We start from the raw sequence: 26,523 nt of genomic DNA, 5'->3' as shown, positions 1-26,523 counted from the left end.
CGTCAATCCAGTAACGCTGCACCTTTGAGCAACGCGTAGAGCCCTTCGGGCACCAATGGCGACTGCGCCGTAAAGCTTGAGCTGTCCTTCCAACTCACCTTGAACGCAAAACCGTTGCTTTCGGCACCATCGAGGTACGGTTGCTCGTACAGGCTCTGGTCCTCAAATTGGCCATCGTAGACCTGAACGATCTCGTGCCCGGGGTTGCCGTCATAAGTGAAGATGCTTTCAAGCGTACCGAGCAGGCGCAGGCTGTGAATAGGCTGCGCCAGTTCTTCCTGCACCTCTCGTACGATCGCCTCGGCGCTGTGTTCACCGAATTCGATGCCGCCACCGATGGGACGAAATACCGTCTGCTGTTTCACCGCATCCTGGAATTCGTGAACCAGAATTCGGCCGTTGCGGTGGAAGATGCAGAGCGCGAGCGCCCGGATACGCGGTGCGACCATGGGTGAAATCCTTGTCTTGGGATCGGTGTTTATTGCGCCTGAAATGTCGCAAGGTACGCCAGCAAGTTGTCGATCTTCTCCTGGTCGCTGATCCCCCAGAAAATCATCCGGGTACCGCTCACCACCTTTTTCGGCGCCTCGATATAGGCGGCCAGCTTGTCCCGCGTCCAGACCACGCCTGAATTTTTCATCGCATCTGAATACTGGTAATCCGTGGTGGTGCCAGCCGGACGGCCAATGATGCCGTTGAGCTGCGGCCCGAAACCGCCCCGGGCGTTTTCACCGACGCTATGGCAGCCACCGCAGGTCTTGCTGAACAGCTTTCCACCGGCTTCGGCATCGCCTTCTGCGACGGCCTGGAGACTGAAGACCCCACTGATGAAGGCAATAGCCAGTATAACGGCGTATTTCATGAGTGGCTCCCCACTGGTCGTTCGCCCAACCGCTGCACCAGACGCACCAGATAGCCGTCCGGGTCTTGCACGATGAACTGCCGCTGCCCCGCTTCCACCTCACCCGCCCGATACCAGGCGTCTTCGACCTCGCGGAACAGCGGCCAGCCGATGGCAGCCAGACGCTGCAAGACAGGCGCCACGGCAGGCACATCGATTTGCAGGTTGATGCCTCGTCCCAGAGGTTTTTCCAGCGGTGCGGTCAACCACTGGCCGGCATCCGGATCGTATTGCTCCAGCATGATTTGCGCGCCTTGCAGGTCGAGATAGGCAAAGCCTTCTTCGGGGCGCTGATAGGCAATGTCGAAGCCCAACTGGGTGACCCAGAAGTCGAGGCTCGCCGTGAGACCTGTGACGATGAGCTCGGGAACAATGGGGTTGCGGATGAACATAAGGATCCTTGGGGGCTTGGTCGGCGTTGTGGAGATTAACATCTGGAAACAGCCACTCAATTGATATCACTCCGCCGCTCTGTTTGCATGCCCGCTCCCGAGGCACAGCAGTTCAGGAGACAAGCGATGAAAACCATGGTGGTCGGTGCAAGCAAAGGATTGGGCAGGGCCTTGATGGAAGGCCTGGGCGGGGTTGGGGATACGCTGATCGGGGTTTCCCGCAGTCGTCCCGGTCAACTGGTGTCCAGCTCCGGTGCCGAGATACGCTGGGTGGAAGCTGATCTTGGAGTGCCTGACCACGCGACGCAGGTCATCGAGCAAGCCGTGGCGCATGAGGGGCTGGACACACTGATCTATAACCTGGGCATCTGGGAGGCGCGGGCGTTTGATCCGGCGTATAGCTTCCTCATCGACGAAGACACGCAACTGGAAGCCATCGTCAGTTGCAACATCACCGCACCGCTGTTGCTGATCAAGCGACTGCTACCGGTGTTACTGAAGAGCGCGCAGCCGCGCATTATCCTCACGGGCTCGACCTCAGGACTGCCCCAGAGCGGCCGGCCGGAAGTGGCGTTCGGTGCCTCGAAATTCGCCTTGCGCGGCATTGCCGATGCACTGCGTGAAGGCTATCGCCAGCAGCGCCTGGGAGTCACTTGCCTGAACCTGGGTTATCTGAATACCGAAGATCCCTTGAGCACTTCGCGTACCCAGGCCGAAGAGCGCGGTGAGGGCCAATTGATTCCGGTGCATGACGTGGTGCAAGTGGTGCGTATGGTCTTGAGCCTGTCCGGTGCCAGTTTCGTCAAGGAGCTGACGTTGCCGGCGCTGCTGGATGAGCGCTTCTAGCACGTTTCGCAAGGAGAGCATCCTGCGCTGGCGCAACTCAAAGACAACCAAATGACCACCCATCGCATAAAACACATCCAATCGAACCTAATCTACGGCGCCCCACTCCACCTTACTTAACCCGGATGGTGGAGTAAGGATCATGGCTCAGCCATCGATATTGGTGCTGGAAGACGACGAAATCATTCGCTCGTTGATGGTGGATGTACTGGAGGATTTCGGTGCGGTGGTGACCTCGTTCCCCTCCGCAGATGAAGGAATGATTTTTCTTGAACGGGCCAGCGATCCGGTAGACTTGATTGTCAGCGATATCCAGATGCCCGGCCTGCTCAATGGTTACGACTTGAGCAAGGTCGTCGCCCATCGCTGGCCGACGCTGCCAGTGGTACTGACCTCGGGCAACACCGCAATGGCCTCGCAGTTGGGTGGTACCGTGCGATTCTTGCCCAAGCCGTGGACCACCCAGCGCCTGCTCGATTGCGTGCAGTCGGCTCTGATGCAGGCCCCGCCCATGCATTGATAGCATCGCGACATCAGCCACCCGAACTTCGAGGCAGTTCCTGCGGTCAGTTATCAGGCAACCTTATATGGCCAGCAGGCCCCCAGTTCGAGTTTACTGAATGTATTCACAGGCCCATGACGTTGGTGCGCCACCTGTACTTGAAGCCCTGCGCTCGGGTACCGCGTTACTGCACGTCGCCCTGGAAAAGCGCTTGCCGTTTTTCTCTGCGCAGCTGGATCACGACGGCTACCGACGCCTGCTCCAGGCCTACCACGGGTTCTACAAACCCCTGGAAGCAACGCTGAACGACAGCGGTTTGATCCCTGTGGGATTTGATCAGGTGCTGCGTGTGAAGACGCCGACCTTGTTGAGGGACCTCCACGCCCTGGGGCTCGACGACCAAGCCATCGCTGCACTCCCCCTTTGCGCCTCGCTGCCGCCCCTGGACACACCCGCCGCCTGCCTGGGCGCGCTGTACGTGATAGAAGGCGCCACGCTGGGCGGCCAGATCCTGCGCCGGGAAATGGACCAACGCCTGGGACTGGGTGCCGACAATGGCGGCGCGTTTCTCAATGTGTATGGCGCTGAAACCGGCCGGCGCTGGAAAGACTTTCTCGATTACCTGAACCATGTGCCCCTCGACGCGCACGCTAAACTGCGCGCCGTAAACGCGGCCCGTTCGACATTCAGCTGCTTTGAGCAATGGCTCGACAGCCAGGAGGTACTGCTATGAAACCCGACGATTTTGAAGAGCTGCTTGCCAACTGTGCCGACGAGCCCATCCGCTTCCCCGGTGCTATCCAGCCTCACGGCGCGCTGCTGACCTTGTCCGAGCCTGAGCTGCATATCGTGCAGGTCAGCGCCAACGTGGCCGAGCTGTTCAACCACTCTGCGCAATCTCTGCTGGGCCAACCGTTGCACAGGCTAATCGGCACAGAACATGCCGAAGCCGTCCAGGCCATGGTCACGCAAAACAGCTTTTTCGATGCCCCACCGCTGCACATGACCCTCAACGGCGCCGAGTTCGAAGGACTGCTGCACCGCCATCAGGATGTGCTGGTGCTGGAGTTCGAACCACGGCTCAAGGATTTCCAGCCGCGAGCACTCAATGGTCGAACCAGCAACCTGGGCAAGATGCTGCAACGCCTGCAGTCGGCGAAAACCCTGCAAGCCTTGTATGAAATCAGCGTCAACGAAATTCAGGCCATGACCGGCTATGACCGCGTGCTGATCTATCGCTTCGAAGAGGAAGGCCACGGCCAGGTGATCGCTGAAGCGTCCGCCCCGTCGATGGAATTGTTCAACGGCCTGTTCTTCCCGGCGTCCGACATCCCCGAACAAGCCCGGGAGCTGTACCGCACCAACTGGCTGCGAATCATCCCCAATGCCGACTATGAGGCAGTGCCGCTGGTGCCCAGGTTGCGCCCGGACACCGGCCAGCCCCTGGACCTGAGCTTCGCCACCCTGCGCAGCGTGTCGCCGATTCACTGCCAGTACATGAAAAACATGGGGGTGTTGTCGTCCATGAGCATTTCCCTGATGGCCGGCGACAAACTCTGGGGCCTGATCAGTTGCGGCAACCGCCAGCCGCTGCTGGTGCCCAATGACTTGCGCACCGCGTGCCAGACCATCGGCCAGGTGCTGTCGTTGCAGATCAGTGCCATGGAGGCCCTGGACATCAGCCGCCAGCGCGAAGAAAAGGTCGAGGCCCTGGCCTTGCTCAGCCAGGCCATGCAGGCCTCACCCGCGAATGTCTTCGATGGCCTCGCGCAGCGTCCGCAATTGCTGATGGACCTGACCCTCGCTGGCGGTGTGGCGATCATTGAAGACAAACAACTGCACTGCTACGGCAACTGCCCGGAACCTGCGCAAATCCGCGCCCTGCACAAGTGGCTGCAAGAAACGGGTCAGCCGGTATTTGCCAGCCATAACCTGTCCGCGGTGTACCCACCGGCAGCTGAATATCAGCACGTCGCCAGTGGTGTGCTGGCCATGAGTTTGCCCAAGCCAGTGGACAATGGCGTGTTGTGGTTTCGCCCCGAGGTGAAGGAAAACATCAACTGGAGCGGCGACCCGAACAAACCGCTGGACCTGGAAAGCACCGAAGCGGGCCTGCACCTTCGCCCACGCACCTCGTTTGAAATCTGGAAGGTGGAGATGGCCGGCATTTCCACCAAATGGAGCCACGGCGACCGCTTCGCCGCCAACGACCTGCGGCGCTCGGCCCTGGAAAACGACCTGGCCCGCCAGGTACTGCGCGAACAACAAGCGGTACGCGCCCGGGATGAACTGGTGGCGGTGGTCTCACACGACCTGCGCAACCCGATGACCGTTATCTCGATGCTCTGCGGCATGATGCAAAAAGCCTTCAGTTCCGAAGGCCCACACACTTCGCGGCGGATTTCCTCGGCCATCGACACCATGCAACAAGCCGCCACGCGCATGAATGTGTTGCTTGAGGATTTGCTCGATACCTCGAAGATCGAAGCCGGGCGCTACACCGTCAAGCCGGTGGCCCTGGACGTGAGCCAGATGTTCGAGGAGGCCTATGCACTGCTGGCGCCCCTGGCGATGGAAAAGGGCATCGATTTGTCCTTCAACGCCGAGCCCGGGCTGCAAATCAATGCCGACCCGGAGCGGCTGTTTCAGGTGCTGTCGAACCTGATCGGCAACGCCATCAAGTTCACCCCGCGCCAGGGCAATATCGGTATCAGTGCGTTGAGCAATGGCGAAGAGATTGTGTTTTCGGTGCGTGATTCCGGCGAAGGGATCGCCCCGGATCAGTTGCCGCATGTGTTTGATCGCTACTGGACTCAAACCGAAAACAATCCCACCGGCAGCGGCCTGGGGCTGTACATCACCCAAGGCATCGTGCAGGCCCACGGCGGGCGGATCGAGGCTGAAAGTGAGTTGGGGCGGGGCAGCGAGTTTCGGTTTACGGTGCCCAAGCCGGCTTGAAACGGCGCCTCATTGAGACGGCGAAGCAAATGGAAACCCAAAGGCCCGGAACGCTGGACCGGGCCAGGGCCACTGATCAGGACGCACTCAAAGGGAGGTGAATGCGCACACTTCACGTCCTTTCTAATGAGAGCCAACATCTATGTCCTTTCCAATCATTGGCAGCGCTTTCCATATCCAATCCTTCAATCAACCCACTCATTCGCCTCAAGCCACTCAACCCGTCCAACCTGTTCAGCCGGCCCTCAAACCAAACGATGAGCCCTCGCGCAGCAGCTCCAACCAGCAACGTTATCAGTCGAACAGCGGTAATCTGACTGATCTGGGAAAAGGCAATTTGCCGTGACGGTTTAAGCCTGCCTAAACCGGCAACACCACCACAGCGGCCAACCCGCCACACGGGCGATTCTCCAACGTCAGCGTTCCACCGTGTTCCAGGACAATCGCCCGTGCCGTGGAAAGGCCCAAACCGACCCCGCCGGTACTTTTATTGCGTGAGCCTTCCAGCCGAAAGAACGGCAGGAACACCTGCTCATGCCGCTCCTGGGGGATGCCCGGGCCACGGTCCAGTACCCGAACCGTCACCACGCCCGTACTCTGTTGCAGTTCGATTTCAGGCGCCAGCCCATAGTGGATCGCGTTGTCCATCAGGTTGGTCATCACTCGCTTGAGCCCCAACGGGCGACCGAAATACACCAGCCGTGGCGGGCCATTGAAGGTGATGTCGATGGACTGGTCGCGGTAGTCGTCAATCAGCGTTTGCAGCAACTCAGCGAGGTCCAGTTGGGTGGCCTGTTCCAGACGCGCATCGTCACGAAAGAACGCCAGAGCGGTGTTGATCATCGCCTGCATCTCGTCGACATCCCGGAACAGGCGGTGCTGCTGGTCGGCATCCTCGATAAATTCACCCCGCAGGCGCAGGCGGGTCAGCGGCGCACGCAGGTCATGGGAAATCGCGGCGAGCATCTGGGTGCGGTCCTGGATAAAGTGCTGCAACTGCGCCTGCATACCGTTGAACGCAAGGATCGCCTGGCGGATTTCGTGGGGGCCGACCGGCTCAACGGGCGGCGCACGGAAGTCGGCGCCGAAACGGCGTACGCCCTGGGTGAAATGCTGTAACGGCCGGGCCAGGCGCCGGGTGGCAATCAGCGTGACCAACGCGGTGGAAATCAGCACCAGCATCAGCACCACCAGGCTGCGCGGGCCTTCCGCCAGGCCCCAACTGCGGGACGGCGCGCTGAATACCAGCCACGATTGGTCAACCAGCTGCACCATCAGCACATAGTGCCCGCCGGGGCCTGGCCAATCAGATGGCTCATAGACCTCCATTCGTCGTTCCGGCCCCTTCAGCAGCTGTTTAAACAGCTGATCGGAATGAAAAACCGGGTCTTCCAGAATCGGCACATCAATACCTGCGCGGGTGGCCGACCAACTCACGTTGAAACTGTCGTCACCCACCGCCTGCGTCAGTGGTGGGCGCTGGGAAGGCTCTGCGGCTTCGATCATCCGCACGATCACCGCGACCTTTTCCAACAGGCCCGTTTCACTCAACGGCGGCCTGGCCCAAACGCCTGCCAGTTGCACGAACAAGGCGTTGAAGGCCAGCGCAGTGAGCATCGCAATCAGGATGGTCAGGGCAATCCAGCGGGCCACGGTGTCCCGGGGTTTGAAGCGGCTCATGGGCGGGTCACCGCGACGGTGAACTGGTAACCGCCGTTACGCACCGTGCGAATCATCGCCGGGCGCTTGGTGTCGAACTCCAGCTTGCGTCGCAGGCGGCTGACCTGCACGTCGATGCTGCGGTCGAAGGCGTCGTGGCTATGGCCCCGCGCCAGGTTCAGCAATTGCTCGCGGGTCAGCACGCGCTGAGGGTGTTCGACGAACACCAGCAGCAGGTCGAACTCTCCGGACGACAATGGAATCATCACCTGGTCCGGCGAGCGCAACTCCCGGCGCGTCAGGTCCAGTTGCCAACCGGCGAAGCGAATCAACGGGCGCGACACATCCCCCAACGTCGGCCGGCTCTCACCCGCCCGACGCAGCACGGCGCGCACCCGGGCGAGTAGCTCACGGGCGTCGAAAGGTTTGCTCAAGTAGTCATCGGCGCCCATTTCCAGGCCCACCACGCGATCACTCAACTCGCCCATGGCGGTCAGCATGATCACCGGCGTCGCGTATTGCTGGCGCAGGCGTTGGCACAGCAACAGGCCGTTATCCCCCGGCAGCATCAGGTCGAGGATGATCAGGTCGGCAGGCATGCGCTCCATGGCCGCCCACAGGTCGGGGCCGTTGGCGGCGGTCTCGACCGTGTAGCCATGTTGCAGAAAAAATTTCTTCAGCAGGGCGAGGACCTCAAGGTCATCGTCCACGATTAAAAGATGGCTCACCGGTGGGCATCACTTGGTCTTGTGGATGCGCCATCTAAAACCATTCGAGGCGGCTCGTCATATATTTCAATCGTGCAATAAAGCGTCAACGGCGCAATAAAGCAGACATCTTTGCGCAAGCCTCGAATGCCAGCATCGGCCTCCTTTTTCCGGAGACTGTACTTATGCGCTCGCTGACGTACCCCCAGCACCTGGCTCGCCAGGCCGTGCTGTTGCTGACCGTGTCTTACCTGACGGGCTGCGCAAGCCCGGCCGACGTGGCGAGTACCACACGCTGCGCACAGGTTTCCTACCCGGTGTATGACCCTGCCGAGCCGGTCAACCGGGGCGTCTTCGCCTTCAACCGCGCGGTGGACGACTATGCCCTGGCGCCTGTAGCCCGGGGCTACCGATACCTGCCAGATTTTTTCCAGCAGGGTGTGCATAACTTCGCCAGCAACTTCAGCGAACCCAAGGTATTCATCAACGACCTGCTGCAAGGCAACCCTCGGCGCTCGGTCAACACGCTGGGACGCTTTGCGGTGAACACCACCGTGGGGATCGTCGGGTTGATTGATGTTTCGGACCCGCTGGGCATCCCTCGTCACACCGCCGACTTCGGCCAGACCTTTGGCGTGTGGGGGATTGGCAACGGCCCCATCGTGGAACTGCCTTTGCTGGGCACCGGCAACAGCCGCGATGCGGCGGGCAAGGTCTTGAACTTCCTGGTGGCGCCGCTGGGCGACAGCGATACCGTACAAACCCTGGACACCATCAGCCTGGTAGGCGGCACGGTGGACACGCGCGCGTCGCTGCTGCCGCTGACCGACAGCCTGCAAAAACTACCGGACTACTACAGCGCCTTGCGTAATGTGGTGGCCGAACACCGCGCGGCCTTTGTGCAGGAAGGCAAGCAGGGGGCGACGTCGCCTCGGGCCGATGATTGCGCCAAGGGGGCCGGCGATGATTTCTGATTCAGCTTCACTGGTCCTGAAACAGCAGGTCCGCAGACGCGGGGCCAGCGCCCTGCTCTGCCGGGAAACCCGCCTGAGCCTGTCGTCGGAGCAGGGCCGCCTGGTACTGAGCCGCTATGTCGAACAGTACAGCCCGCAGGGAGTGCGCTGGGTCGAGCGGCAACACAGTGTGGCGCTGGGCGACGTACTGCGCTGGATGATCGCTGAAGGCGAACCTTCTGCCACCCGGTCATGAATTGAGATAAAAGGTTTATAGCCCGGGCCAGTGGGCGCCCGGTAATTTGCCGCTCCCACGGGTATCGCGTGTTAACAAAACGCTGACATTCAATGCGTTACCTTTTCGGCCCAACCTTGCCCAGAGCCGTTGCCTTGATGCCTCACCCCGACACACTTCCCGCTGTACTCGCCGGCCCGCTGCTGCGACGCCTGGAACCCCAGCGCCTGGTGATGTGGCTGGTGGGAAGTCGTGCCCTGGCATTGACCCTGAGGCTGCAAGTCGCCCAAGGCGAGACGCTGGATATCGAACTGGACGCCAGCCGCTGCCAGGTCGTGCCCGTCGGGCGCCAGGCCTTTATCCACCTGATCGACGTGCCGCTGGACGACGCCCTGCCCCAGGATGTGAGCATCCGCTACGACCTGCTGGTAAACGGTGCCGGCATCGCCGAATGGGCGCCGCACCTGCTGTATCCGGGCGCCCAAGGCCCGAACTTCGTCCTGCACAGCCGCATCCATCAGTTGGTACACGGCTCATGCCGCAAGCCTCACCACCGCGCCGATGACGGTTTGCTGTGTGTCGACCGACTGCTGGCCGAGTCGACCACTGTCGAAGAACGCCCGGCCTTGTTGATGATGAGCGGCGACCAGGTCTATGCCGACGATGTCGCGGGGCCGATGCTGAGGGCCATTCATGCGTTGATTGCCCGTCTCGGCCTGTTCGACGAACACCTCGACGGTGCCGTCGTCGACAACAGCGCAGCACTCTATGAGCATGCGGCCAGCTACTACCATCGAGCCGATCTGTTGCCCGCCCTGGAGAGCAACGAGACCTTGCGCGAACGTTTTTTTGGCGGTGTGAAGAAGCCGATTTTCACCAGCAGCAGCGCCGATAACCACCTGGTGACCTTCGCCGAAGTCATGGCAATGTACTTGCTGGCCTGGTCGCCCGTGCCGTGGGGCCTGATCAACCCGCAAGCACCTCAACTGCGCGCCGAAGGGCACGTACGCTACGCCCACGAACAAGTGCAGATCGACAAGTTTCAGGACGGCCTGGGCGGCGTATCCAGGGTATTGGCCCACCTTTCGTGCCTGATGATCTTCGACGATCACGACATCACCGACGACTGGAACCTCAGCGCCCAATGGGAAGAAACCGCCTACGACCACCCGTTCTCCAAGCGCATCATCGGCAACGCGCTGTTGGCTTACCTGCTATGCCAGGGCTGGGGCAATAACCCGGATGCGTTTGACACCGTGCTGGGCAAAACCCTGGCCCTGACCGCCCAGGCCCATGGCAACTACCTGGATGCGGTCGCTCAGGATGAGCTGGTAGACGAACTGTTGAAGTTCCAGCAATGGCATTACGTGCTGCCCACCACGCCCGCGCTGGTAGTACTCGACACCCGCACCCGGCGCTGGCGCAGTGAGTTCAACCTCAAGCAACCGTCGGGCCTGCTGGACTGGGAAGCGTTAAGCGAACTGCAACAGGAACTGCTGGATCACCCTTCGGCGATCATCGTTTCACCCGCGCCCATCTTTGGCGTCAAGCTGATCGAGACCGTGCAGAAGGCCTTCAGTTGGTGCGGCTACCCGCTGCTGGTGGACGCGGAAAACTGGATGGCCCATCGCGGTGCGGCGCAGGTGATCCTCAACATCTTTCGCCATTCCCGCACCCCAGGCAACTACGTGATCCTGTCCGGAGACGTGCACTACTCGTTCGTCTACGAAATCCTGATCCGCCACCGCAATGCCGGCCCGAAGATCTGGCAGATCACCAGCAGCGGCATCAAGAACGAATTCCCACCGCGACTGCTGGAATGGTTCGACCGCCTCAATCGCTGGCTCTACTCGCCTCGCTCACCGCTGAACTGGCTGACCCGACGCAGGCCCATGCAGGTTGAACCGCATATTCCGGAACACGCCGAGGCGGGTGAACGGTTGTGGAACTCTGCCGGGATCGGGCAGGTGTTTTTTAACCAGCAAGGGCAGCCTGAGGCGATCTATCAGCACAATGCCAATGGGTCGCCGAGAACGAGGATGGTGGCGCCCAATCAAAGGCAGACGCCCAGCAAATAGTGGCTCTAGGCCATATCCCCAGCTAGACCAAAGCACCCCTTCTAAGCGCCAAAGCGCCGTTGTACAGTACCGCCAGCCAAGGAGTATCGGCGTCAATAGTAACTGGCCATGAGAGCCAGCCCCACGCAAGGAGTGCGAAATGGACGATACATCCGGCCAAGAACCATCAAGGAGCGACTTTACCGACCTTAACGCCGACATGCTGCATGCCATCATGGAGCTGGTCAGCGACGGGATCTGGGACTGGAACGCCAACACCGGTTTCGTCTACCGCAACCCCGGCTGGTACGAAATGCTCGGGTACGCCCATCACTCTCTGGAAAACAGCGTATTCACCTGGGAAAACGTGATTCATCCGGATGACTATCCTCAGGTGATGGTGCTGTTCGATAACTACATCAACCGTCGCACCACTCACTATCAAGCCGAATACCGCTGCCGCAAGAAAGACGGCTCCTACCTGTGGATCGAAGACCGTGGCTACGTGATCGCACGTAACGACGACGGCTCGGTGGCGCGCATGGTCGGTGCCCACCGCAGCATTCAGGCACGCAAACAGTCCATCGAACAGCTGGAACGACGCAATCAATCCCTGGAAGCCCTGGTGGCCGAACGCACCCGCGAGCTGTCTCGGGTCAATCAACAACTGCAGTTGCAACTGGATGAGAATCGCTCCCTGGCCGAACGCGACGCGTTGACCCGCGTGGCCAATCGTTACCGGCTGGAGCGGGTCCTGCTGGAAGAATGCGATCGTGCCCAACGGTTTCGCCTGCCGCTGTCGCTGATTGCCATGGACGTTGATGACTTCAAGCCGATCAACGACCAACACGGCCATGCCGTCGGTGATGAAACCCTGGTGCATGTGGTGCAATGCCTGGAAGCCTGCTTGCGCCACGGCGACTTGCTGGCCCGCTGGGGCGGTGATGAGTTCATGGTGATCGTGCCCAAAAGCACGTTGGAAACCGCGCGGGAACTGGCCGAGCGGATGCGCTGTGTGCTCAAGGAGCTGCCCGCCGTGGGCAACTTCAAGGTGACGCTGAGCCTGGGTGTGGTGGAGCGGCGCAACGATGAAACGCCCGCGAGCCTGATGGCCAGGGCCGATCAGGCGTTGTATCGCTCCAAGGCGGCGGGCAAGGACACCGTGTCTGAGTAAAACCTTCAGCGAACCGGCGGCGCGTACTGGATACCGCCGTTGCTCCACAGCGCATTCAGGCCACGCTTGATCTTCAGCACACTGCCCTGGCCGATGTTGCGCTCGAACACTTCGCTGTAGTTGCCCACTTGCTTGACGATCTGTACCACCCAGTCCTTGCGCAGTTTCAGGTCCTTGCCGTAGTCACCGTCTGCGCCCAGCAGACGGGCGACGTCCGGGTTCTTGGTGGACTTGGCCTGCTCTTCGACGTTCTGCGAGGTGATGCCCATTTCCTCGGCATTGAGCATGGCGAACAACGTCCACTTGACGATGCTGAACCACTCGTCGTCGCCCTTGCGCACCAGCGGGCCCAGCGGCTCCTTGGAAATGACTTCCGGCAACACCACGAATTCATCCGGGTGAGCCATCTTGATTCGCTGGGCGTACAGGCCCGACTGGTCGGTGGTCAGCACGTCGCAGCGGCCGGCTTCGAGGCCCTTGGCGCTTTCGTCGGCGGTGTCGAATGTGATCGGCGTGTACTTCAGGCCGTTGGAGCGGAAGTAGTCCGAGACGTTCAGCTCGGTGGTGGTACCGGCCTGGATGCAGATGGTCGCGCCGTCCAGGTCTTTGGCGCTCTTCACACCGAGCTTGGTGTTCACCAGAAAGCCGATGCCGTCGTAGTAGGTCACACCGGTGAACACCATGCCCATGCCGGCGTCGCGGGAACTGGTCCAGGTGGTGTTGCGGGAAATCAGGTCGATCTCGCCGGACTGCAACGCGGTGAAGCGCTCCTTGGCGGTCAACTGGCTGAACTTCACTTTCGACGCGTCACCAAACAGCGCAGCGGCGACGGCGTGGCACACATCCACATCGATGCCGGTCATCTTGCCGTTGGCGTCGGGCACGCCAAAACCTGGCAACCCATCGCTGACCCCACACTGGATAAAGCCCTTTTTCTGGATCGCATCCAGGGTCGCCCCCGCGTGCGCGCTGCCGGCCAAGCCCAATACTGCGGCGGCGGTGAATGCCGCCAACGTGGATTTGATGTTCTTCATGCAAGGCGCTCCCTGTCGGTCTTTATTATTCGGCGCCAAAAACCCGCGCCGTTTATAGTGTTGCCGGTCAGTATCAACGGCTTTACACCTTGGCCACAAACGACGTTTAGGCAAAGGCTCCTTCCGATTTGGAATGAACTCGGCTATTTGAAAGGATCTGCGATCCCGTGATTTCGAAACGCTTGACCCCTTCGATGACTGCCCTGCAGTGCTTCGAAGCCGCCGCCCGCCACTTGAGCTTCACCCGCGCCGCCGAAGAGCTGCACCTGACCCAGAGTGCGGTGAGCAAGCAAGTGGCGCAGCTGGAAGAGATGCTCTGCCACCCGTTGTTCCAGCGGGTGCGCCAGCGTTTGTACCTGTCGCCGGCAGGCTCGCTGTACCTGGAGGAAGTACGCAAGATCCTCAACCAGGTGGATATTTCCAGTCGCTACATCCTGACCTACGGCGGCGAAACCGAAGTGCTGCGCATTGCCACACAGCCGACCTTCGGTGACCGCTGGCTGGTGCCCAAGCTCAAGGATTTTGCCGCGCGCCACCCCAATATCCACCTGGACGTGCGCAACGAACTGGAGCCGTTCGACGTGTTGCAGGCCAAGGCGGATATCGCGTTTTTCTTCGGCCAGGGATCGTGGCCCGGAGCGACCTGCATCGAGTTGTTTCGCGAAGCCGTGGTGCCGGTCTGCGCCCCCGGGTTTGTTGCCGCTGGCAGCGACGCCTCATCCCGCCATACGTTGCTGCAATGCACCTCGCGTCCTGAAGCCTGGCACGAGTGGTTTCTGGAACAAGGCCTGCACTCGCAAAACAGCTACCACGGGCCGCGCTTCGACACGTTCTACATGTGCATTCGCGCAGCGCAATCGGGGTATGGCGTGGCCTTGGTGCCGCAGTATCTGGTGGCCGAGGAATTGGCGAACGGCAGCCTGATGATCCCGTGGGATTACACGATGCCCAGCGCCGGCGCGCACTTTATCGCCCATGCCGAACATGCCGGGGGGATTCCAAAAGTGCAGGCTTTTTTGAGCTGGATGGTGGAGTACCTCACAGCACATCCCGACTTTTAATAATGACCCGGCGACTTTATTTCGTTTGCGGGGCAAGGCGGCTCGCGGCTTAGATAAAAGGACGCCTCCCATTCTTGAGTCTCGGATCCATGAGCCGCGAAACCATCAGCCAGTCGATTTCCATCGTCCACCCCATCAGCCTCAGCCATGGCAAGAACGCCGAAGTCTGGGACACCACGGGCAAGCGCTACATCGACTTTGTCGGCGGCATCGGCGTGCTTAACCTGGGCCATTGCCATCCGCGTGTGGTTGAGGCAATCCGCGAGCAGGCGACCAAGCTCACCCATTACGCCTTCAACGCCGCGCCTCACGCGCCCTACATCGAACTGATGGACCGTCTCACCGCGTTCATTCCGGTGGACTACCCGGTCAGTGGAATGCTCACCAACAGTGGCGCGGAAGCGGCGGAAAACGCCTTGAAAATCGTCCGCGGCGCGACGGGTCGCACCGCGGTCATCGCCTTTGACGGGGCGTTTCACGGACGCACCCTGGCCACTTTGAACCTCAATGGCAAGGTCGCGCCGTACAAACAAAAAGTCGGCGTACTGCCGGGGCCGGTGTTCCACCTGCCATTCCCCAGTCGCGACAACGGCGTGACCTGCGGCGAAGCGCTGAAGGCAATGGACCGCCTGTTCAGCGTGGAAATCGACGTCAACGACGTGGCCTGTTTCATCATCGAACCGGTGCAGGGCGAAGGGGGTTTCCTGACCCTGGACATAGAATTCGCCCAGGCCCTGCGCCGCTTTTGCGACGAGAAAAATATCCTGCTGATTGCCGATGAAATTCAGTCCGGCTTCGGCCGTACCGGCCAGCGCTTCGCGTTCTCACGCCTGGGCATCGAGCCTGACCTGATTCTGCTGGGCAAAAGCATCGCCGGCGGTGTGCCGCTCGGCGCGGTAGTCGGTCGCAAAACCTTGCTCGACAACCTGCCCAAAGGCGGCCTGGGCGGCACCTATTCCGGCAACCCGATTGCTTGCGCGGCGGCGTTGGCGACCCTGGATGAAATGACGGATGAACACCTGAAAAGTTGGGGCACGCAGCAGGAAGAAGCCATCGTCAGCCGCTATGAATCATGGCGTTCGAAAAAGCTCTCGCCGTACCTCGGCCGCTTGACCGGCGTTGGCGCCATGCGCGGCATCGAACTGGCCAACGCCGACGGCAGCCCGGCACCACAACAGCTGACCCAACTGCTGGCGCTTGCCCGCGAGTCTGGACTGTTGCTGATGCCCAGCGGCAAATCGCGGCACATTATCCGGCTGCTGGCTCCGTTGACGATTGAGGCGGCGGTGCTGGAGGAAGGGCTGGATATTCTTGAAGGGTGTTTGCTGAAGTCGGTTTAGGCCAACCCACGATAAAAAAACTGCAATTATTTTAGCCATAAAACTACAAAACAGCCAAAATAATTGCAGTTCCACTGCTCACCAATAGTGCTATTATTCCTGCATATTAACACCGAAAGCGCCGGAATAATTGCATCCATGGCCAACAAAACCGCTCCGCTACTCCCTATGACCCAGCAATTGCTGGCGGACTTGGGCGAACGCCTGCGCTTGGCGCGCTTGCGTCGCAAGCTCACCGCCAAACAAGTAGCGGAGCGTGCCGGTATGTCACTCATGACCCTGCGTGCGTTGGAGCGAGGCTCTACGGGCGTGACTATCGGCGCCTACCTGTCCGTATTGCAAGTGCTCGGGCTCGAACAGGATGTCGCCTCGATCGCTGAAACCGACACAGTAGGACGCCATCTGCAAGACGCCGCGCTTACAAACAAAAAGCAGGGGGCAACCAAGCCTCGCGTGAAGAAGGCTGCACACACGTCTTCTGTCAGCATCGCGCCCCCAGTCTCCCCCCAGGCACAAACGGCCTCGAAACTTTCGGCCCTGATCGTCAACCCCGTCAGCCGTTCCAGTGACGAGTCATCCAAGCCATGACCCGTATTCTCGTTTATGCCGACTGGGATGGGCTCGATCATGCCCGTCGCCTTGGCGTACTGCATGCGCGCCAAGGCGGTCCAAGTGAATTGTTTGAGTTTGAATACGACCGTGAGGCGCTGGCTGATCCGCAGTTGGGCCTGACTCAACTTGACCCGCGCATAGGCTTGTTCGAAGGCCCGCAGTTCCCACCGCAAGGTCGCGATACCTTCGGTGTATTTGCCGACTCCAGCCCCGACCGATGGGGGCGCATGCTGATGAAGCGTCGGCTGGAACGCGATAAACGAGCGGCAAGAGTTGCACCCCACACTCGGCTTATGGAGTCAGACTTCCTGTTGGGTGTACACGATACCTTCCGCGTCGGCGCGTTGCGTTTCAAGCAAGATGAGAACGGCCCCTTTCTGGACAATCAGGACAGCCTGGCGGCGCCGCCACTGATCAAACTGCGGGAACTGGAAGCAGCCAGCCGCGCCCTGGAAAACGATACCGACAATACCGCCGTCGAAGGCACCGACTGGCTACGGATGTTGATCGCACCCGGCGGCTCGCTGGGTGGCGCACGCCCTAAAGCCAGCGTGGTCGACCCCGATGGACATCTCTGGATTGCCAAGTTTCCGAGCCTGCGCGATGAGCACGATGTGGGAGCCTGGGAATACATCGTTGGGTCTCTCGCCGAGGGCTGCGGTCTGCGCGTCGCCCCCATGGATGCAGAACGCTATGCCAGCGAGCACCACTGCTTCAGGGTTAAACGTTTTGATCGGTCTGCTCAGGGTCGACGTTTGCATTTCGCCTCCGCCATGACCTTGACCGGGCATACCGATGGTGACGATGCCTCGACTGGCGTCAGCTACCTGGAACTTGCGCGGGTGTTGATCACGCAAGGCGCCGATACCCAAGCTGACTTGCGCGAACTGTGGTGTCGAATTCTGTTTAACGTGTTGGTTTCCAATACCGATGATCACTTGCGTAACCACGGCTTCCTGCTGGAACCGGGACGGGGCTGGCGGCTCTCTCCTGCCTACGATATGAATCCCGACCGTTACGGTCATGGCCTGAAACTCAATATCAGCGAACATGACAACGCTCTTGATCTGGAATTGGTGCGATCAGTCGCCGGGATCTTCAGGGTGCCACTTCGGGAGGCCGACACGCTTATCGAACGTTTCAGGGGCGTTGTGAGTCAGTGGCCAACGCTGGCCAATGCAGTGGGTATCTCAAGACGTGAGCAGGACGAAATGAGCCCCGCCTTCAAGTTGTCCAACGGCGCACGATGACCCAGCGACGGCACTATTACCAAATCCGAAAGAATCCATCTTCCGTTTAGCCCTTTCTCTCCCCTCGCCAGCGCTTTATCCTTGTCAGTAACAAAGTGAAACGTTTCATCATTCCATCAGACCATCGACCGCCCGTGTTCAACGCCTTTGTGCGAACGCGCCAGGCCGCTGTTGGCGTTTCAAAACCATAAATATTAAGACTCCATTTTGCCTATGCCTGCTTTCCCAAACCTGCGCCTGTGCGCTGCGCTGTTACCGTTCGGCCTGTTCAACTGTGCCCAGGCTGCACCTGCCTTTGACGCTGAATCACCCTGGATGCTGGGTGATTTCGGCGGCACTCGGACAGCGCTGTCTCAACAAGGCTACGACTTCAAGTTCGACTACACCGGCGAGATGGGCAGTAACCTGCACGGCGGCTCAGACCACGACCGCACCGCGCGCTACAGCGATCAGTTCGGCCTGGGTACGCACCTGGATTTGCAGAAGATCCTCGGCTGGCATGACGCGGAGTTCCAGTTGACGGTGACCGAGCGCAGCGGCAACAACATCACCAACGACCGCGTCAATGATCCGCGTGTGGGCGGGTTCACCTCGTCCCAGGAAGTCTGGGGCCGTGGCCAGACCTGGCGCCTGACGCAGATGTGGTATCAGCAGAAGTTCTTCGACCAGAAACTCGACATCAAGGCCGGGCGTTTTGGCGAAGGCGAAGACTTCAACAGCTTCCCCTGCGACTTCCAGAACCTGGCGTTCTGCGGCTCGCAGGTCGGCAACTGGGTGGGCAGCATCTGGTACAACTGGCCGGTGAGCCAGTGGGCGTTGCGGGTCAAGTATCACCTGACGCCTGAGTTGTACGCCCAGGTCGGCGCCTATGAACAAAATCCGTCCAACCTGGATCGCGGCAATGGCTTCAAGCTCAGTGGCAGCGGCACACAAGGCGCCCTGCTCCCGGTAGAACTGGTGTGGACGCCCACGCTCAACGGCCTGCCCGGCGAATACCGCGCCGGTTACTACTACAGCAGCGCCAAAGCCAGCGACGTCTATAAAGACCGCAACGACCAGCCGGCAGCCCTCAGCGGCGAAGCCTATCGCAGCGCCTCCAGCAAACATGGGGTGTGGCTGGGTGTGCAACAACAAGTCACCAGCCTGGCCAGCGACCATTCGCGAGGCTTGAGCGTGTTCGCCAACGGCACGATGCACGACAAGAAAACCAACGCTGTGGATAACTACGTGCAGGCCGGCGTGGTCTACAAGGGCCCGTTTGACGCCCGCGCCAAGGACGATATCGGCTTTGCCGTGGCCCGGGTGCACGTCAACCCGGCCTATCGCAAGAATGCCGAGGCGAGCAACCAGGCCCGTGCGGTGTACGACTTCGATGACCCGGCCTATATGCCGATTCAACACACCGAATACAGCGCCGAACTCTATTACGGCATCCACGTCACCCACTGGCTGACCGTACGCCCGAACCTGCAATACATCCGTCACCCCGGAGCCGTGGCCCAGGTGGATGACGCGCTGATCGGCGGGATCAAGCTGCAAAGCTCGTTCTGATTCTGAATAAAGCTAATTTGCCCTGAACCAAGCCTGCGCCGGAACGTCATCTACAGTGAACTGTGCGCAATCAATTGAAAACGTAACGGAGAACCACACTATGAGCACTGATGGTGCTTCAAGTCCAAGTCGCCTGCTGCCCAGGCTACTGGGGATCTTGCTGCTGATAATGGGCCTGGCCTTGTTGGCCGGGGGGATCAAGCTGAGCATGCTCGGCGGGTCGCTGTATTACCTGCTGGCCGGTCTCGGCATCACCGTCACCGGCCTGTTGCTACTCGCAACACGCCGCGCGGCGCTGGGCTTGTACGCACTGGTGCTGTTTGCCAGCACCGTCTGGGCGCTGTGGGAAGTCGGCCTGGACTGGTGGCAGTTGGTGCCGCGCCTGGCCCTGCTGTTCGCCCTCGGCATCGTCATGCTGCTCCCGTGGTTCCGCCGTCCGTTGCTGCGTGGCCAAGCCGCGCCGCTGGGCACAGGCGCCCTGAGCGTCGCCGTCGTGCTGGCGGGTGCTGCTGCCTTGGCCAGCCAATTCACCGACCCGGGTGCCATGGTCAAAAAAGGCCAACTGGACCGCGATGCGGTGCCAGGCATGGCCAGCGCCGCGCCAGCCCAGGCGGATGGTGACTGGAACTCCTATGGCCGTTCGGCCTTCGGCGACCGTTACTCGCCACTCGCGCAGATCACTCCGGAAAACGCCCACAAGCTGGTTCCAGCCTGGACCTTCCGTACTGGCGACATCCCTGGCCCAGGCGATCCCGGTGAAACCACCGCGGAAAACACCCCGCTGAAAGTCAACGGCATGCTCTACGTGTGTACACCACACAGCCAGGTCATTGCCCTGGACCCGGACACCGGCAAGGAAATCTGGCGTTTCGACCCGAAGATCAGCAGCGAAGGTGCTGCCAACTTCAAGGGCTGGGCGCACATGACCTGCCGTGGCGTGTCGTATCACGATGACGCGGTCTACGCTTCCGAGCAAAGCCCGACTGGCAGCGCCAGCCCGGCCGCCGCGCCGAATGCCTGCCCGAAACGCATCTTCGTACCTACCGCCGACACCCGTCTGATCGCCCTGAACGCCGACACCGGCAAGATGTGCGAAGACTTCGGTGACAAAGGCCAGGTCGACCTGCGTGCCAACATCGGCACCTTCGCCCCGGGCGGTTACTACTCCACCTCGCCACCGGCCGTTACCAAGAACCTGGTAGTGATCGGCGGTCACGTGACCGACAACGTCTCCACCGACGAGCCAAGCGGCGTGATCCGCGCGTTCGACGTGCACACCGGCAAGCTGGTGTGGAACTGGGACAGCGGCAACCCGGACGACACCACCCCGTTGGCCGAGGGCAAGACTTACACCCGCAACTCGCCAAACATGTGGTCGATGTTCGCGGTGGATGAAAAACTCGGCATGCTCTACCTGCCGATGGGTAACCAGATGCCCGACCAGTACGGCGGCGACCGGACTCCGGACTCGGAGAAGTACAGCGCCGGCCTGACTGCCCTGGACATCGACAGCGGCCATGTGAAGTGGACCTTCCAGTTCACTCACCATGACCTGTGGGACATGGACGTGGGCGGCCAGCCTTCGCTGATCGACATCAAGACCGCTGACGGCGTGAAGCAAGCGGTAATGGCGTCGACCAAGCAAGGCAGCATCTACACCCTGGACCGCACCAACGGTCAGCCCGTGGTGCCGATCAATGAAATCCCTGTACCGCAAGGCGCAGTGGCCGGCGATCACACCGCACCGACCCAACCGAAATCGGACCTGAACTTCATGCCACCGCCCCTCAAGGAGCGTGACATGTGGGGCGTGACGCCGTTCGACCAGATGCTGTGCCGGATTGATTTCAAATCCATGCGCTACGACGGTCCGTTCACCCCGCCATCGCTGCAAGGCTCGATCGTTTACCCGGGTAACTTTGGCGTGTTCGACTGGGGTGGCATTTCCGTCGACCCGGTTCGCCAGATTGCATTCGTGAACCCGAGCTACATGGCGTTCAAATCGAAACTGATCCCGGCCGCCGACATCGCCAAACAAGGCCCACGGGTCAGCGAAACCGAAGGCGTGCAGCCGAACAAAGGCGCGCCGTACGGCGTGATCCTTGAAGCCATGCTGTCGCCACTGGGCCTGCCGTGCCAGGCGCCGGCGTGGGGTTATGTGGCCGCGGTCGACCTGACCAACCACCAGACCATCTGGATGCACAAGAACGGCACCGTGCGTGACAGCTCGCCGGTTCCGATTCCACTGACCATGGGCGTACCAAGCCTGGGCGGGACCTTCACCACGGCCGGTGGCGTGTCCTTCCTCAGCGGTACCCTTGACCAGTACCTGCGTGCCTATGACGTGAAAAACGGCAAGCAACTGTGGGAAGGCCGCCTGCCAGCAGGCGCGCAAACCACACCGATGACCTACACCGGCAAGGACGGCAAGCAGTACGTGCTGGTCATGGCCGGCGGTCATGGTTCCCTGGGCACCAAGCAGGGCGACTATGTGATGGCGTTCAAACTGCCGGATTAAGTAACACCGGCAGCAAGACAAAGGCGGCTACCTCATGGGTAGCCGCCTTTTTTTGTGCCGTCACACCGGCATGCGTTCGCGGCGCATCCACATTTCGAAAGCCATGGCGTTCAAGGGCCGGCTGATCAAATAGCCTTGGGCCGTGTCGCACTTCCAGAGCTTGAGCAGCTTGAGGCTGGGCTCGAACTCCACCCCTTCAGCCACCACCTTGAGTCCCAGGTTGTGGCTCATTTCGATGGTCGACCGCACGATCACGCCGTCGCCGGAGGTGCTGTCGAGATTGCGCACGAACGACTGGTCGATCTTCAGCTCCTGCACCGGCAGGCGTTGCAGTTGCGCCAGGGATGAATAGCCGGTGCCGAAGTCGTCCACCGACAGGCTGATGCCACAACCGCGCAGTTGCTCCAGCACACTGAGGGCCTGCACCGGGTTGTGCATGATCGCGCTTTCGGTGATTTCGAAAATCAGTTGCCGGGCCGATACGCCGTAGCGCGCCAACAGCTCGGTCACCCGCAGGGCCAGGCTGTCATCGGCCAGGTCATCCACCGAGATGTTGACCGACAACTGCACCTGCAACCCGCGCACCTGCCACTCGGCCAATTGCCGAATGGCTTCTTCGATCACCCAGTGGGTAAGGTTGCCCATGCTGCCGGTGCGCTCGGCCAAGGGAATGAACTCGGCGGGCGATACCAGCCCGAGGGTCGGATGCTGCCAGCGCAACAGCGCTTCGGCCTGGCTCACATGCCCATGGTGCAGGTCGAGCTTGGGCTGATAACACAGGTACAACTCGCCCTCCGTCGGCGCCCGGCGCAGGTCACGGATCAGGCTGATCTGGCGTTGGTGGGCGAGGTCGCGGTCCTGTTGGTAGATCTGTAAATAACCGGGGAACGCTGCCGCATCGTGACGGGCGATGGCGGCGCGGCTGATCAGCTCTTCAACCTGCTGGCCGTCGGCCGGGTAAGCGGCGATGCCGATGCTCACTTCATGGCGCAGTTCATCACCGCCAATGCGTTGGGGCTCGGTCAGCAGCCCATACAGGCGGTCAGCCAGGGCCACGACGCGGTCAATCTCGGTGTTTTCCAGCAGCAGCAAAAACTCGCTGCCGGTGATGCGCGCAGCGGTGTCACTGGCCGAGAGGCTCGACAGCAGGCAGCGGCTGGCTTCACGGAGCATTTCTTCCACGCCTTCCGGGCCATAGCCTTCGTTGATCACGCGGTAGTTCTCGATCCCCAGGTAAAGCAACACCACGGGCCGACCGGCGCTGATGGCACTGCCCAGGCGCTCCATGGCCAGCGCCCGGTTGGGCAGGCCGGTGAGCGGATCGTGCAGCGCGTTGTGGGCCAGTTGCCGCTCGCGCACGGCGATCCCGGTTTGCATGGCGTTGAAGGCCTGGGCCAGCAGGCCGAACTCATCATGGCTGCGCACCCGCACCGGCGTCCGATAGTCACCGGCGCCGATACGCTCGGCCGCCTGCACCAGCGCATTGAGGGGACGCGAAACTCTCCGCGCCAAAAACAATGCGCCCGCCAACGACACCAGCAGCACCACCAGGGCGATCACGAGAAATTGCCGGTCCAGTGGCGCGAAAGATTCAAGGGCGTGGTCCAGCGGGCTTTGCAGCAGCACCCGCACCTCACCGCCCTCTGCCGTGTTGCCCAAAGGCAGCACCTGGCTGAGATAACGCTGGCCGTGAAACAGGTTCAGTTGCGCCACGGGATTGATATACGGAGCCTGCAAGTCGCTGGCAATTGATGCCTGGAATGCCTCGGGCTGAGTGCTGAACAATTCGCCAGGCTGGCCGTGCTGCACACTGAGGAACGACACTTCCAGGTTGCTCATGGAGCGCAATTCACTGGCAAAGATTTCGTCCATGGGCAGGCCCATGACAACAAGGGCATTCGGTGTGGGGTCGACGACTTCCTGCTGTACCAGCAGAAAAGGCCGGCCATCCAGGGCCACGATCAACATTTGCAGGCCGCTGCGCCGGGCCTGGCGCAAGGCGTTGTTGTAAGGAAAGGCCTGGCCGGGGGTCAACGCCTGTAACGTGCTGACCATCACCTTGCCGTCGAGACCCAGCACAAACACTTCACTGGACGTCAGACCGGTGCCATGTCGGCGCAGGGCAGCAAGAATCTCGGCGGGCTCGCCCTCGGCGACAGACTGGCGGAAGGGCAGGTCTGCCGTGAGCCAGTTCAAGCCGTATTGCAGACGCCGGCCACGCAGGTCGAGCAAGCGTTCGAACACCTGGCTGCCGGTTTCCAGTTGCACCTGGGCCTGGTTTTCCACGGCGCGGTTAGTCGCGGTCTTCACGGCGAAATACACCGCCGCCACGACCACCAGTAACAGCAGCGCCAGCACCCCGGCGATCCGGGTTTGAAACGTATGGCGCCACCTCATCTGGTTGCCCTCTGGCAGCGCCTGTCCCCTCCAGCCGAAATGTCCCTTCGTCATACGCGTCCCTCGCGACAGCTGAACCGGCGTCAAATAAACGTCCTTTTTAAAAGGACATTCGAACTATCCAGACTAGCTGCGCAAAGGAAGAAGTGCATCCAATAAATACGGGAACTTCGGTGTCATTAAATTGGCGACAAGCCTCTGCCTCAGCTACGCGCCCGCATGAAATCCCCCCAGCGCCGCACCAGGTAGTTGTGCTCGTCCATCACCGAGTTCCACACCGCGATATGCCCCATGCGCTGCTCATAGGAGCCGCCGTCGCGCACCTCGCCCACGTCAATCAGCGGCAAGCCATCGCTGCCCAGCAGCTCTTCCCGTGCGGGCAGGCCGGCATACCAGTAGTCCCACTCGGCGCTGCTCAGGTGATCACGGCTGCGGGCCGGGTTGCCGATGTAATACCCCTGGCGCGCCATCACCGCACCTGGCCAGCCGGACAGCCACCAGTTGAGGTAGGCATAGGCCGCATCCAGCACCGGGCCCTTGGCATGGCGCGACAGCGACAACCCGCCGAACCAGGCGCGATACCCTTCACGGGGCACCGCCAAGCGGTATTTGACCCCGGCCCGGTGCAGGCGCATCAGGGTCGGTGACCACAGGCTCTGAATGTCGATGCTCGGGCTGAGCATCAGTTGCGCCGCCTCTTCGTCATCCGACCAGAACGCCGCGAAGTGCCCTTCCTTCTGCTTGCGCACCAGAATATCCGCCAGCACATCGATCTCTTCGATGCTCATGTTGCCGATGTCCTTGAAGCTCGCGAGTCCCGCGCCTTGCACCGCCAGTGCAGCATCGAGGGCGCCGATGGCGGCGTCACTCTGCAGCGCGGTACGTGCGCCCCAGGCCGGGTCGAGCAGCCAGCCCCAGCTCTCGTTGGCGCGGTTGAACCCTTCGGGCAAGCGCTCGGGGCGGTAGGCGAAACTGTCGGCGTTGTGGGTCAGGGGCAGCATGCTGATGCGTTCGGTCACGGTGCTGCCGAGGCTGCCATCGTGCTGCACGAACAGGCGCTCGCTGGGCACACTGCCGCTGCCCAGACGGTCGTTGGCGGACAAACGTCCGCGCTTGGGCAGGTCGTTGATCTCGTGCCACAGCGCAATGCGCCGGGTGTCGATCGGCTGGATCGCCCGGGCCGGCCACACGAAATCGACGTTGTGAAACCACTGGTCGTAGAGGTCGTAGCTGTCCGGTTGCATCACCGCGATGCGCTGGGCCTGCTCCACATCGTGCACTTGGTACACCAGACGAATACCCAGCTCTTTTTCCGCTCGCACACGCAGGCATTCAAGCAAGGTCACCGAGGTACCGAGGACGCGAAGCGTGATCATGCGGCGAACCTTCTGGAGAACACTTCGAAGGAACGACGCAGCAACGCCGGGTCGAGACCGCGCAGGATAAACACCAGGCGTGATTGCCGATCGGTCCCCGGCCAGGCAGGCAGGTGAACCGGGGCATGCAGGCAATGCTGCACGCCATGAATGACGATGGGAGCGTTACTGGCGTTCACGTTGAGCAGTCCTTTGACGCGAAGAATACGTTCGCCGTGGCATCTTAACAGCATCGATAACCAGACCCCGAAGCCGACCCAATCCAACGGCTGATCAAAGGTCAGGCAGCAGACTTGTGCGGCGCCGTGGTTGGCGGCGGTGGTTTGATGGAGTTTCCAGCGGCTGACTTCGGCAGCGGGTTCGGCGCTGCGCAGGCCTTCGCCAAGCAGCAGTTGTTCACCGCTGTCGATATCGCAGGTATTGAGGATCGGCGTACCGGCGTTCAGTGCCTGCAAGTGCAAGCGCAACGGGCCACAGTCTTCGACGAGATCGGTCTTGCTCAACAGCAGGCGATCCGCGGCGGCCACTTGCGCCAGCCATTCGGGGTGCAGGCGCTCTTGCAAGGCGGCGTGGCTGGCGTCCACCAGCGTCACGACCAGGCCGATATGAAAGCGCCCGCGAAGCTGCACATCGTTGTTCAGCGTGGCGAGGATTGGCGCCGGGTCGGCCAGGCCGGTGGTTTCCAGGATCACCCGTTTGAAGGCTGGAATCTCGCCGCGCTCACGGCGCTGCAACAGGCCGAGCAAGGCGTCTTTCAACTCGCCGCGAATCGAACAGCAGACGCAACCGCTGGGCAGCAGCACCGTGTCCGGCGCCACTTCTTCCACCAGCAGATGGTCGATGCCGACGTCGCCGAATTCATTGATCAGCAACGCCGTGTCGCCGAGGCTTTCGCCTTGCAGCAAGCGCTTGAGCAAGGTGGTCTTGCCGCTGCCGAGGAAGCCGGTGATGACGTTCAGGGCGATGCTCATAGTTCTACCTCGTTGCTGGCCCCCTGGTA

At 61.1% G+C, this 26,523-nt stretch carries 23 protein-coding genes; 14 read left to right on the top strand and 9 right to left on the bottom strand.

The window, feature by feature from the left end; genetic code table 11:
- Positions 1-2: 2 nt before the first annotated feature.
- The 3 genes from NVB75_RS25380 to NVB75_RS25370 are packed head-to-tail and all read right to left on the bottom strand — an operon-like array spanning position 3 to position 1,293.
- Positions 3-449: an NUDIX hydrolase gene (locus NVB75_RS25380; RefSeq protein WP_063033019.1), complete on the bottom strand. Its 447-nt coding sequence runs from the start codon at positions 447-449 to the stop codon at positions 3-5.
- A gap of 29 nt (positions 450-478) precedes the next feature.
- Complete coding sequence (locus tag NVB75_RS25375; RefSeq protein WP_258343852.1) at positions 479-862, bottom strand: cytochrome c family protein; 384 nt, start codon at positions 860-862, stop codon at positions 479-481.
- A complete protein-coding gene (locus NVB75_RS25370; RefSeq protein ID WP_258343850.1) occupies positions 859-1,293 on the bottom strand; it encodes a VOC family protein in 435 nt (144 codons plus the stop codon). Before NVB75_RS25370 ends, NVB75_RS25375 begins: the two co-directional genes overlap by 4 nt.
- A 126-nt stretch (positions 1,294-1,419) precedes the next feature.
- Between NVB75_RS25370 and NVB75_RS25365 the strand changes: the two genes are divergently transcribed.
- The 4 genes from NVB75_RS25365 to NVB75_RS25350 all read left to right on the top strand — a co-directional run bounded on the left by NVB75_RS25365 (position 1,420) and on the right by NVB75_RS25350 (position 5,599).
- Positions 1,420-2,139 carry an SDR family oxidoreductase gene (locus NVB75_RS25365; RefSeq protein ID WP_258343849.1) on the top strand — a complete coding sequence of 240 codons (720 nt, stop codon included), beginning with the start codon at positions 1,420-1,422 and terminating at the stop codon, positions 2,137-2,139.
- Positions 2,140-2,281: 142 nt separating this feature from the next.
- The gene (locus NVB75_RS25360; protein ID WP_258343847.1) at positions 2,282-2,659 is read left to right on the top strand and encodes a response regulator; all 378 of its coding nucleotides are present in this window, start codon (positions 2,282-2,284) and stop codon (positions 2,657-2,659) included.
- A gap of 100 nt (positions 2,660-2,759) precedes the next feature.
- Positions 2,760-3,374, top strand: a complete 615-nt coding sequence (locus tag NVB75_RS25355; protein ID WP_258343845.1) for a biliverdin-producing heme oxygenase — start codon at positions 2,760-2,762, stop codon at positions 3,372-3,374.
- A complete protein-coding gene (locus tag NVB75_RS25350) occupies positions 3,371-5,599 on the top strand; it encodes an ATP-binding protein (RefSeq protein ID WP_258343843.1) in 2,229 nt (742 codons plus the stop codon). Before NVB75_RS25355 ends, NVB75_RS25350 begins: the two co-directional genes overlap by 4 nt.
- 360 nt (positions 5,600-5,959) lie before the next feature.
- On the opposite strand, the gene NVB75_RS25345 is transcribed toward NVB75_RS25350, so the two are convergent.
- Positions 5,960-7,279, bottom strand: a complete 1,320-nt coding sequence (locus NVB75_RS25345) for an ATP-binding protein (protein WP_258343841.1) — start codon at positions 7,277-7,279, stop codon at positions 5,960-5,962.
- A complete protein-coding gene (locus NVB75_RS25340; protein WP_258343840.1) occupies positions 7,276-7,986 on the bottom strand; it encodes a response regulator in 711 nt (236 codons plus the stop codon). The genes NVB75_RS25345 and NVB75_RS25340 overlap by 4 nt, the downstream gene beginning before the upstream one ends.
- A gap of 164 nt (positions 7,987-8,150) precedes the next feature.
- Here NVB75_RS25340 and NVB75_RS25335 point away from each other — a divergent pair, with 164 nt between their 5' ends.
- The 4 genes from NVB75_RS25335 (at position 8,151) to NVB75_RS25320 (ending at position 12,384) form a co-directional block, all read left to right on the top strand.
- A complete protein-coding gene (locus NVB75_RS25335; RefSeq protein ID WP_258343839.1) occupies positions 8,151-8,939 on the top strand; it encodes a VacJ family lipoprotein in 789 nt (262 codons plus the stop codon).
- Complete coding sequence (locus NVB75_RS25330) at positions 8,929-9,174, top strand: hypothetical protein (RefSeq protein ID WP_258343838.1); 246 nt, start codon at positions 8,929-8,931, stop codon at positions 9,172-9,174. Before NVB75_RS25335 ends, NVB75_RS25330 begins: the two co-directional genes overlap by 11 nt.
- Before the next feature lie 137 nt (positions 9,175-9,311).
- Positions 9,312-11,231 carry an alkaline phosphatase D family protein gene (locus NVB75_RS25325; protein WP_258343836.1) on the top strand — a complete coding sequence of 640 codons (1,920 nt, stop codon included), beginning with the start codon at positions 9,312-9,314 and terminating at the stop codon, positions 11,229-11,231.
- Between the two features lie 139 nt (positions 11,232-11,370).
- Positions 11,371-12,384 carry a GGDEF domain-containing protein gene (locus tag NVB75_RS25320; protein ID WP_258343834.1) on the top strand — a complete coding sequence of 338 codons (1,014 nt, stop codon included), beginning with the start codon at positions 11,371-11,373 and terminating at the stop codon, positions 12,382-12,384.
- A 5-nt stretch (positions 12,385-12,389) separates the two neighbouring features.
- Here the strand turns inward: NVB75_RS25320 and NVB75_RS25315 are convergent, their stop codons facing one another.
- On the bottom strand, positions 12,390-13,418 hold the full coding sequence (locus tag NVB75_RS25315; protein ID WP_258343832.1) for an amino acid ABC transporter substrate-binding protein: 1,029 nt from the start codon (positions 13,416-13,418) through the stop codon (positions 12,390-12,392).
- Positions 13,419-13,612: 194 nt separating this feature from the next.
- Here NVB75_RS25315 and NVB75_RS25310 point away from each other — a divergent pair, with 194 nt between their 5' ends.
- From NVB75_RS25310 to NVB75_RS25285, 6 genes are all read left to right on the top strand, one after another.
- Complete coding sequence (locus NVB75_RS25310) at positions 13,613-14,479, top strand: LysR substrate-binding domain-containing protein (RefSeq protein ID WP_375378887.1); 867 nt, start codon at positions 13,613-13,615, stop codon at positions 14,477-14,479.
- A gap of 89 nt (positions 14,480-14,568) precedes the next feature.
- Entirely contained in the window at positions 14,569-15,819 is a 1,251-nt protein-coding gene (locus tag NVB75_RS25305) for an aspartate aminotransferase family protein (protein ID WP_258343830.1), read from the top strand.
- Between the two features lie 138 nt (positions 15,820-15,957).
- On the top strand, positions 15,958-16,407 hold the full coding sequence (locus NVB75_RS25300) for a helix-turn-helix domain-containing protein (protein WP_076017584.1): 450 nt from the start codon (positions 15,958-15,960) through the stop codon (positions 16,405-16,407).
- Positions 16,404-17,681, top strand: coding sequence for a type II toxin-antitoxin system HipA family toxin (locus NVB75_RS25295; RefSeq protein WP_258343829.1), 1,278 nt, complete (start codon positions 16,404-16,406; stop codon positions 17,679-17,681). Before NVB75_RS25300 ends, NVB75_RS25295 begins: the two co-directional genes overlap by 4 nt.
- Positions 17,682-17,894: 213 nt before the next feature.
- Positions 17,895-19,232, top strand: coding sequence for a carbohydrate porin (locus NVB75_RS25290; protein WP_258343828.1), 1,338 nt, complete (start codon positions 17,895-17,897; stop codon positions 19,230-19,232).
- A 100-nt stretch (positions 19,233-19,332) separates the two neighbouring features.
- Positions 19,333-21,750, top strand: coding sequence for a glucose/quinate/shikimate family membrane-bound PQQ-dependent dehydrogenase (locus NVB75_RS25285; RefSeq protein ID WP_258343827.1), 2,418 nt, complete (start codon positions 19,333-19,335; stop codon positions 21,748-21,750).
- A 60-nt stretch (positions 21,751-21,810) separates the two neighbouring features.
- Here NVB75_RS25285 and NVB75_RS25280 read toward each other — a convergent pair whose 3' ends face one another.
- The 3 genes from NVB75_RS25280 to NVB75_RS25270 all read right to left on the bottom strand — a co-directional run bounded on the left by NVB75_RS25280 (position 21,811) and on the right by NVB75_RS25270 (position 26,494).
- Positions 21,811-24,147 carry a bifunctional diguanylate cyclase/phosphodiesterase gene (locus NVB75_RS25280; RefSeq protein ID WP_258343826.1) on the bottom strand — a complete coding sequence of 779 codons (2,337 nt, stop codon included), beginning with the start codon at positions 24,145-24,147 and terminating at the stop codon, positions 21,811-21,813.
- Positions 24,148-24,350: 203 nt separating this feature from the next.
- Entirely contained in the window at positions 24,351-25,523 is a 1,173-nt protein-coding gene (locus NVB75_RS25275; protein WP_219273888.1) for a PotD/PotF family extracellular solute-binding protein, read from the bottom strand.
- A complete protein-coding gene (locus tag NVB75_RS25270; RefSeq protein WP_178903560.1) occupies positions 25,520-26,494 on the bottom strand; it encodes a GTP-binding protein in 975 nt (324 codons plus the stop codon). Before NVB75_RS25270 ends, NVB75_RS25275 begins: the two co-directional genes overlap by 4 nt.
- Positions 26,495-26,523: the final 29 nt, after the last annotated feature.

Source organism: Pseudomonas sp. CBS (assembly GCF_024734645.1).
GTDB lineage: Bacteria > Pseudomonadota > Gammaproteobacteria > Pseudomonadales > Pseudomonadaceae > Aquipseudomonas.
The sequence above is the reverse complement of the archived record's forward strand: the minus strand, read 5'-3'. Positions and strand labels throughout refer to the sequence as shown.

What these genes read in the sequence shown, in the direction of transcription:
- NVB75_RS25380 (WP_063033019.1), bottom strand. Translation starts at nt 449, where the DNA reads ATGGTCGCACCGCGTATCCGGGCGCTCGCGCTCTGCATCTTCCACCGC.
- NVB75_RS25375 (WP_258343852.1), bottom strand. Translation starts at nt 862, where the DNA reads ATGAAATACGCCGTTATACTGGCTATTGCCTTCATCAGTGGGGTCTTC.
- NVB75_RS25370 (WP_258343850.1), bottom strand. Translation starts at nt 1,293, where the DNA reads ATGTTCATCCGCAACCCCATTGTTCCCGAGCTCATCGTCACAGGTCTC.
- NVB75_RS25365 (WP_258343849.1), top strand. Translation starts at nt 1,420, where the DNA reads ATGAAAACCATGGTGGTCGGTGCAAGCAAAGGATTGGGCAGGGCCTTG.
- NVB75_RS25360 (WP_258343847.1), top strand. Translation starts at nt 2,282, where the DNA reads ATGGCTCAGCCATCGATATTGGTGCTGGAAGACGACGAAATCATTCGC.
- NVB75_RS25355 (WP_258343845.1), top strand. Translation starts at nt 2,760, where the DNA reads ATGTATTCACAGGCCCATGACGTTGGTGCGCCACCTGTACTTGAAGCC.
- NVB75_RS25350 (WP_258343843.1), top strand. Translation starts at nt 3,371, where the DNA reads ATGAAACCCGACGATTTTGAAGAGCTGCTTGCCAACTGTGCCGACGAG.
- NVB75_RS25345 (WP_258343841.1), bottom strand. Translation starts at nt 7,279, where the DNA reads ATGAGCCGCTTCAAACCCCGGGACACCGTGGCCCGCTGGATTGCCCTG.
- NVB75_RS25335 (WP_258343839.1), top strand. Translation starts at nt 8,151, where the DNA reads ATGCGCTCGCTGACGTACCCCCAGCACCTGGCTCGCCAGGCCGTGCTG.
- NVB75_RS25330 (WP_258343838.1), top strand. Translation starts at nt 8,929, where the DNA reads ATGATTTCTGATTCAGCTTCACTGGTCCTGAAACAGCAGGTCCGCAGA.
- NVB75_RS25325 (WP_258343836.1), top strand. Translation starts at nt 9,312, where the DNA reads ATGCCTCACCCCGACACACTTCCCGCTGTACTCGCCGGCCCGCTGCTG.
- NVB75_RS25320 (WP_258343834.1), top strand. Translation starts at nt 11,371, where the DNA reads ATGGACGATACATCCGGCCAAGAACCATCAAGGAGCGACTTTACCGAC.
- NVB75_RS25315 (WP_258343832.1), bottom strand. Translation starts at nt 13,418, where the DNA reads ATGAAGAACATCAAATCCACGTTGGCGGCATTCACCGCCGCCGCAGTA.
- NVB75_RS25310 (WP_375378887.1), top strand. Translation starts at nt 13,613, where the DNA reads ATGACTGCCCTGCAGTGCTTCGAAGCCGCCGCCCGCCACTTGAGCTTC.
- NVB75_RS25305 (WP_258343830.1), top strand. Translation starts at nt 14,569, where the DNA reads ATGAGCCGCGAAACCATCAGCCAGTCGATTTCCATCGTCCACCCCATC.
- NVB75_RS25300 (WP_076017584.1), top strand. Translation starts at nt 15,958, where the DNA reads ATGGCCAACAAAACCGCTCCGCTACTCCCTATGACCCAGCAATTGCTG.
- NVB75_RS25295 (WP_258343829.1), top strand. Translation starts at nt 16,404, where the DNA reads ATGACCCGTATTCTCGTTTATGCCGACTGGGATGGGCTCGATCATGCC.
- NVB75_RS25290 (WP_258343828.1), top strand. Translation starts at nt 17,895, where the DNA reads ATGCCTGCTTTCCCAAACCTGCGCCTGTGCGCTGCGCTGTTACCGTTC.
- NVB75_RS25285 (WP_258343827.1), top strand. Translation starts at nt 19,333, where the DNA reads ATGAGCACTGATGGTGCTTCAAGTCCAAGTCGCCTGCTGCCCAGGCTA.
- NVB75_RS25280 (WP_258343826.1), bottom strand. Translation starts at nt 24,147, where the DNA reads ATGAGGTGGCGCCATACGTTTCAAACCCGGATCGCCGGGGTGCTGGCG.
- NVB75_RS25275 (WP_219273888.1), bottom strand. Translation starts at nt 25,523, where the DNA reads ATGATCACGCTTCGCGTCCTCGGTACCTCGGTGACCTTGCTTGAATGC.
- NVB75_RS25270 (WP_178903560.1), bottom strand. Translation starts at nt 26,494, where the DNA reads ATGAGCATCGCCCTGAACGTCATCACCGGCTTCCTCGGCAGCGGCAAG.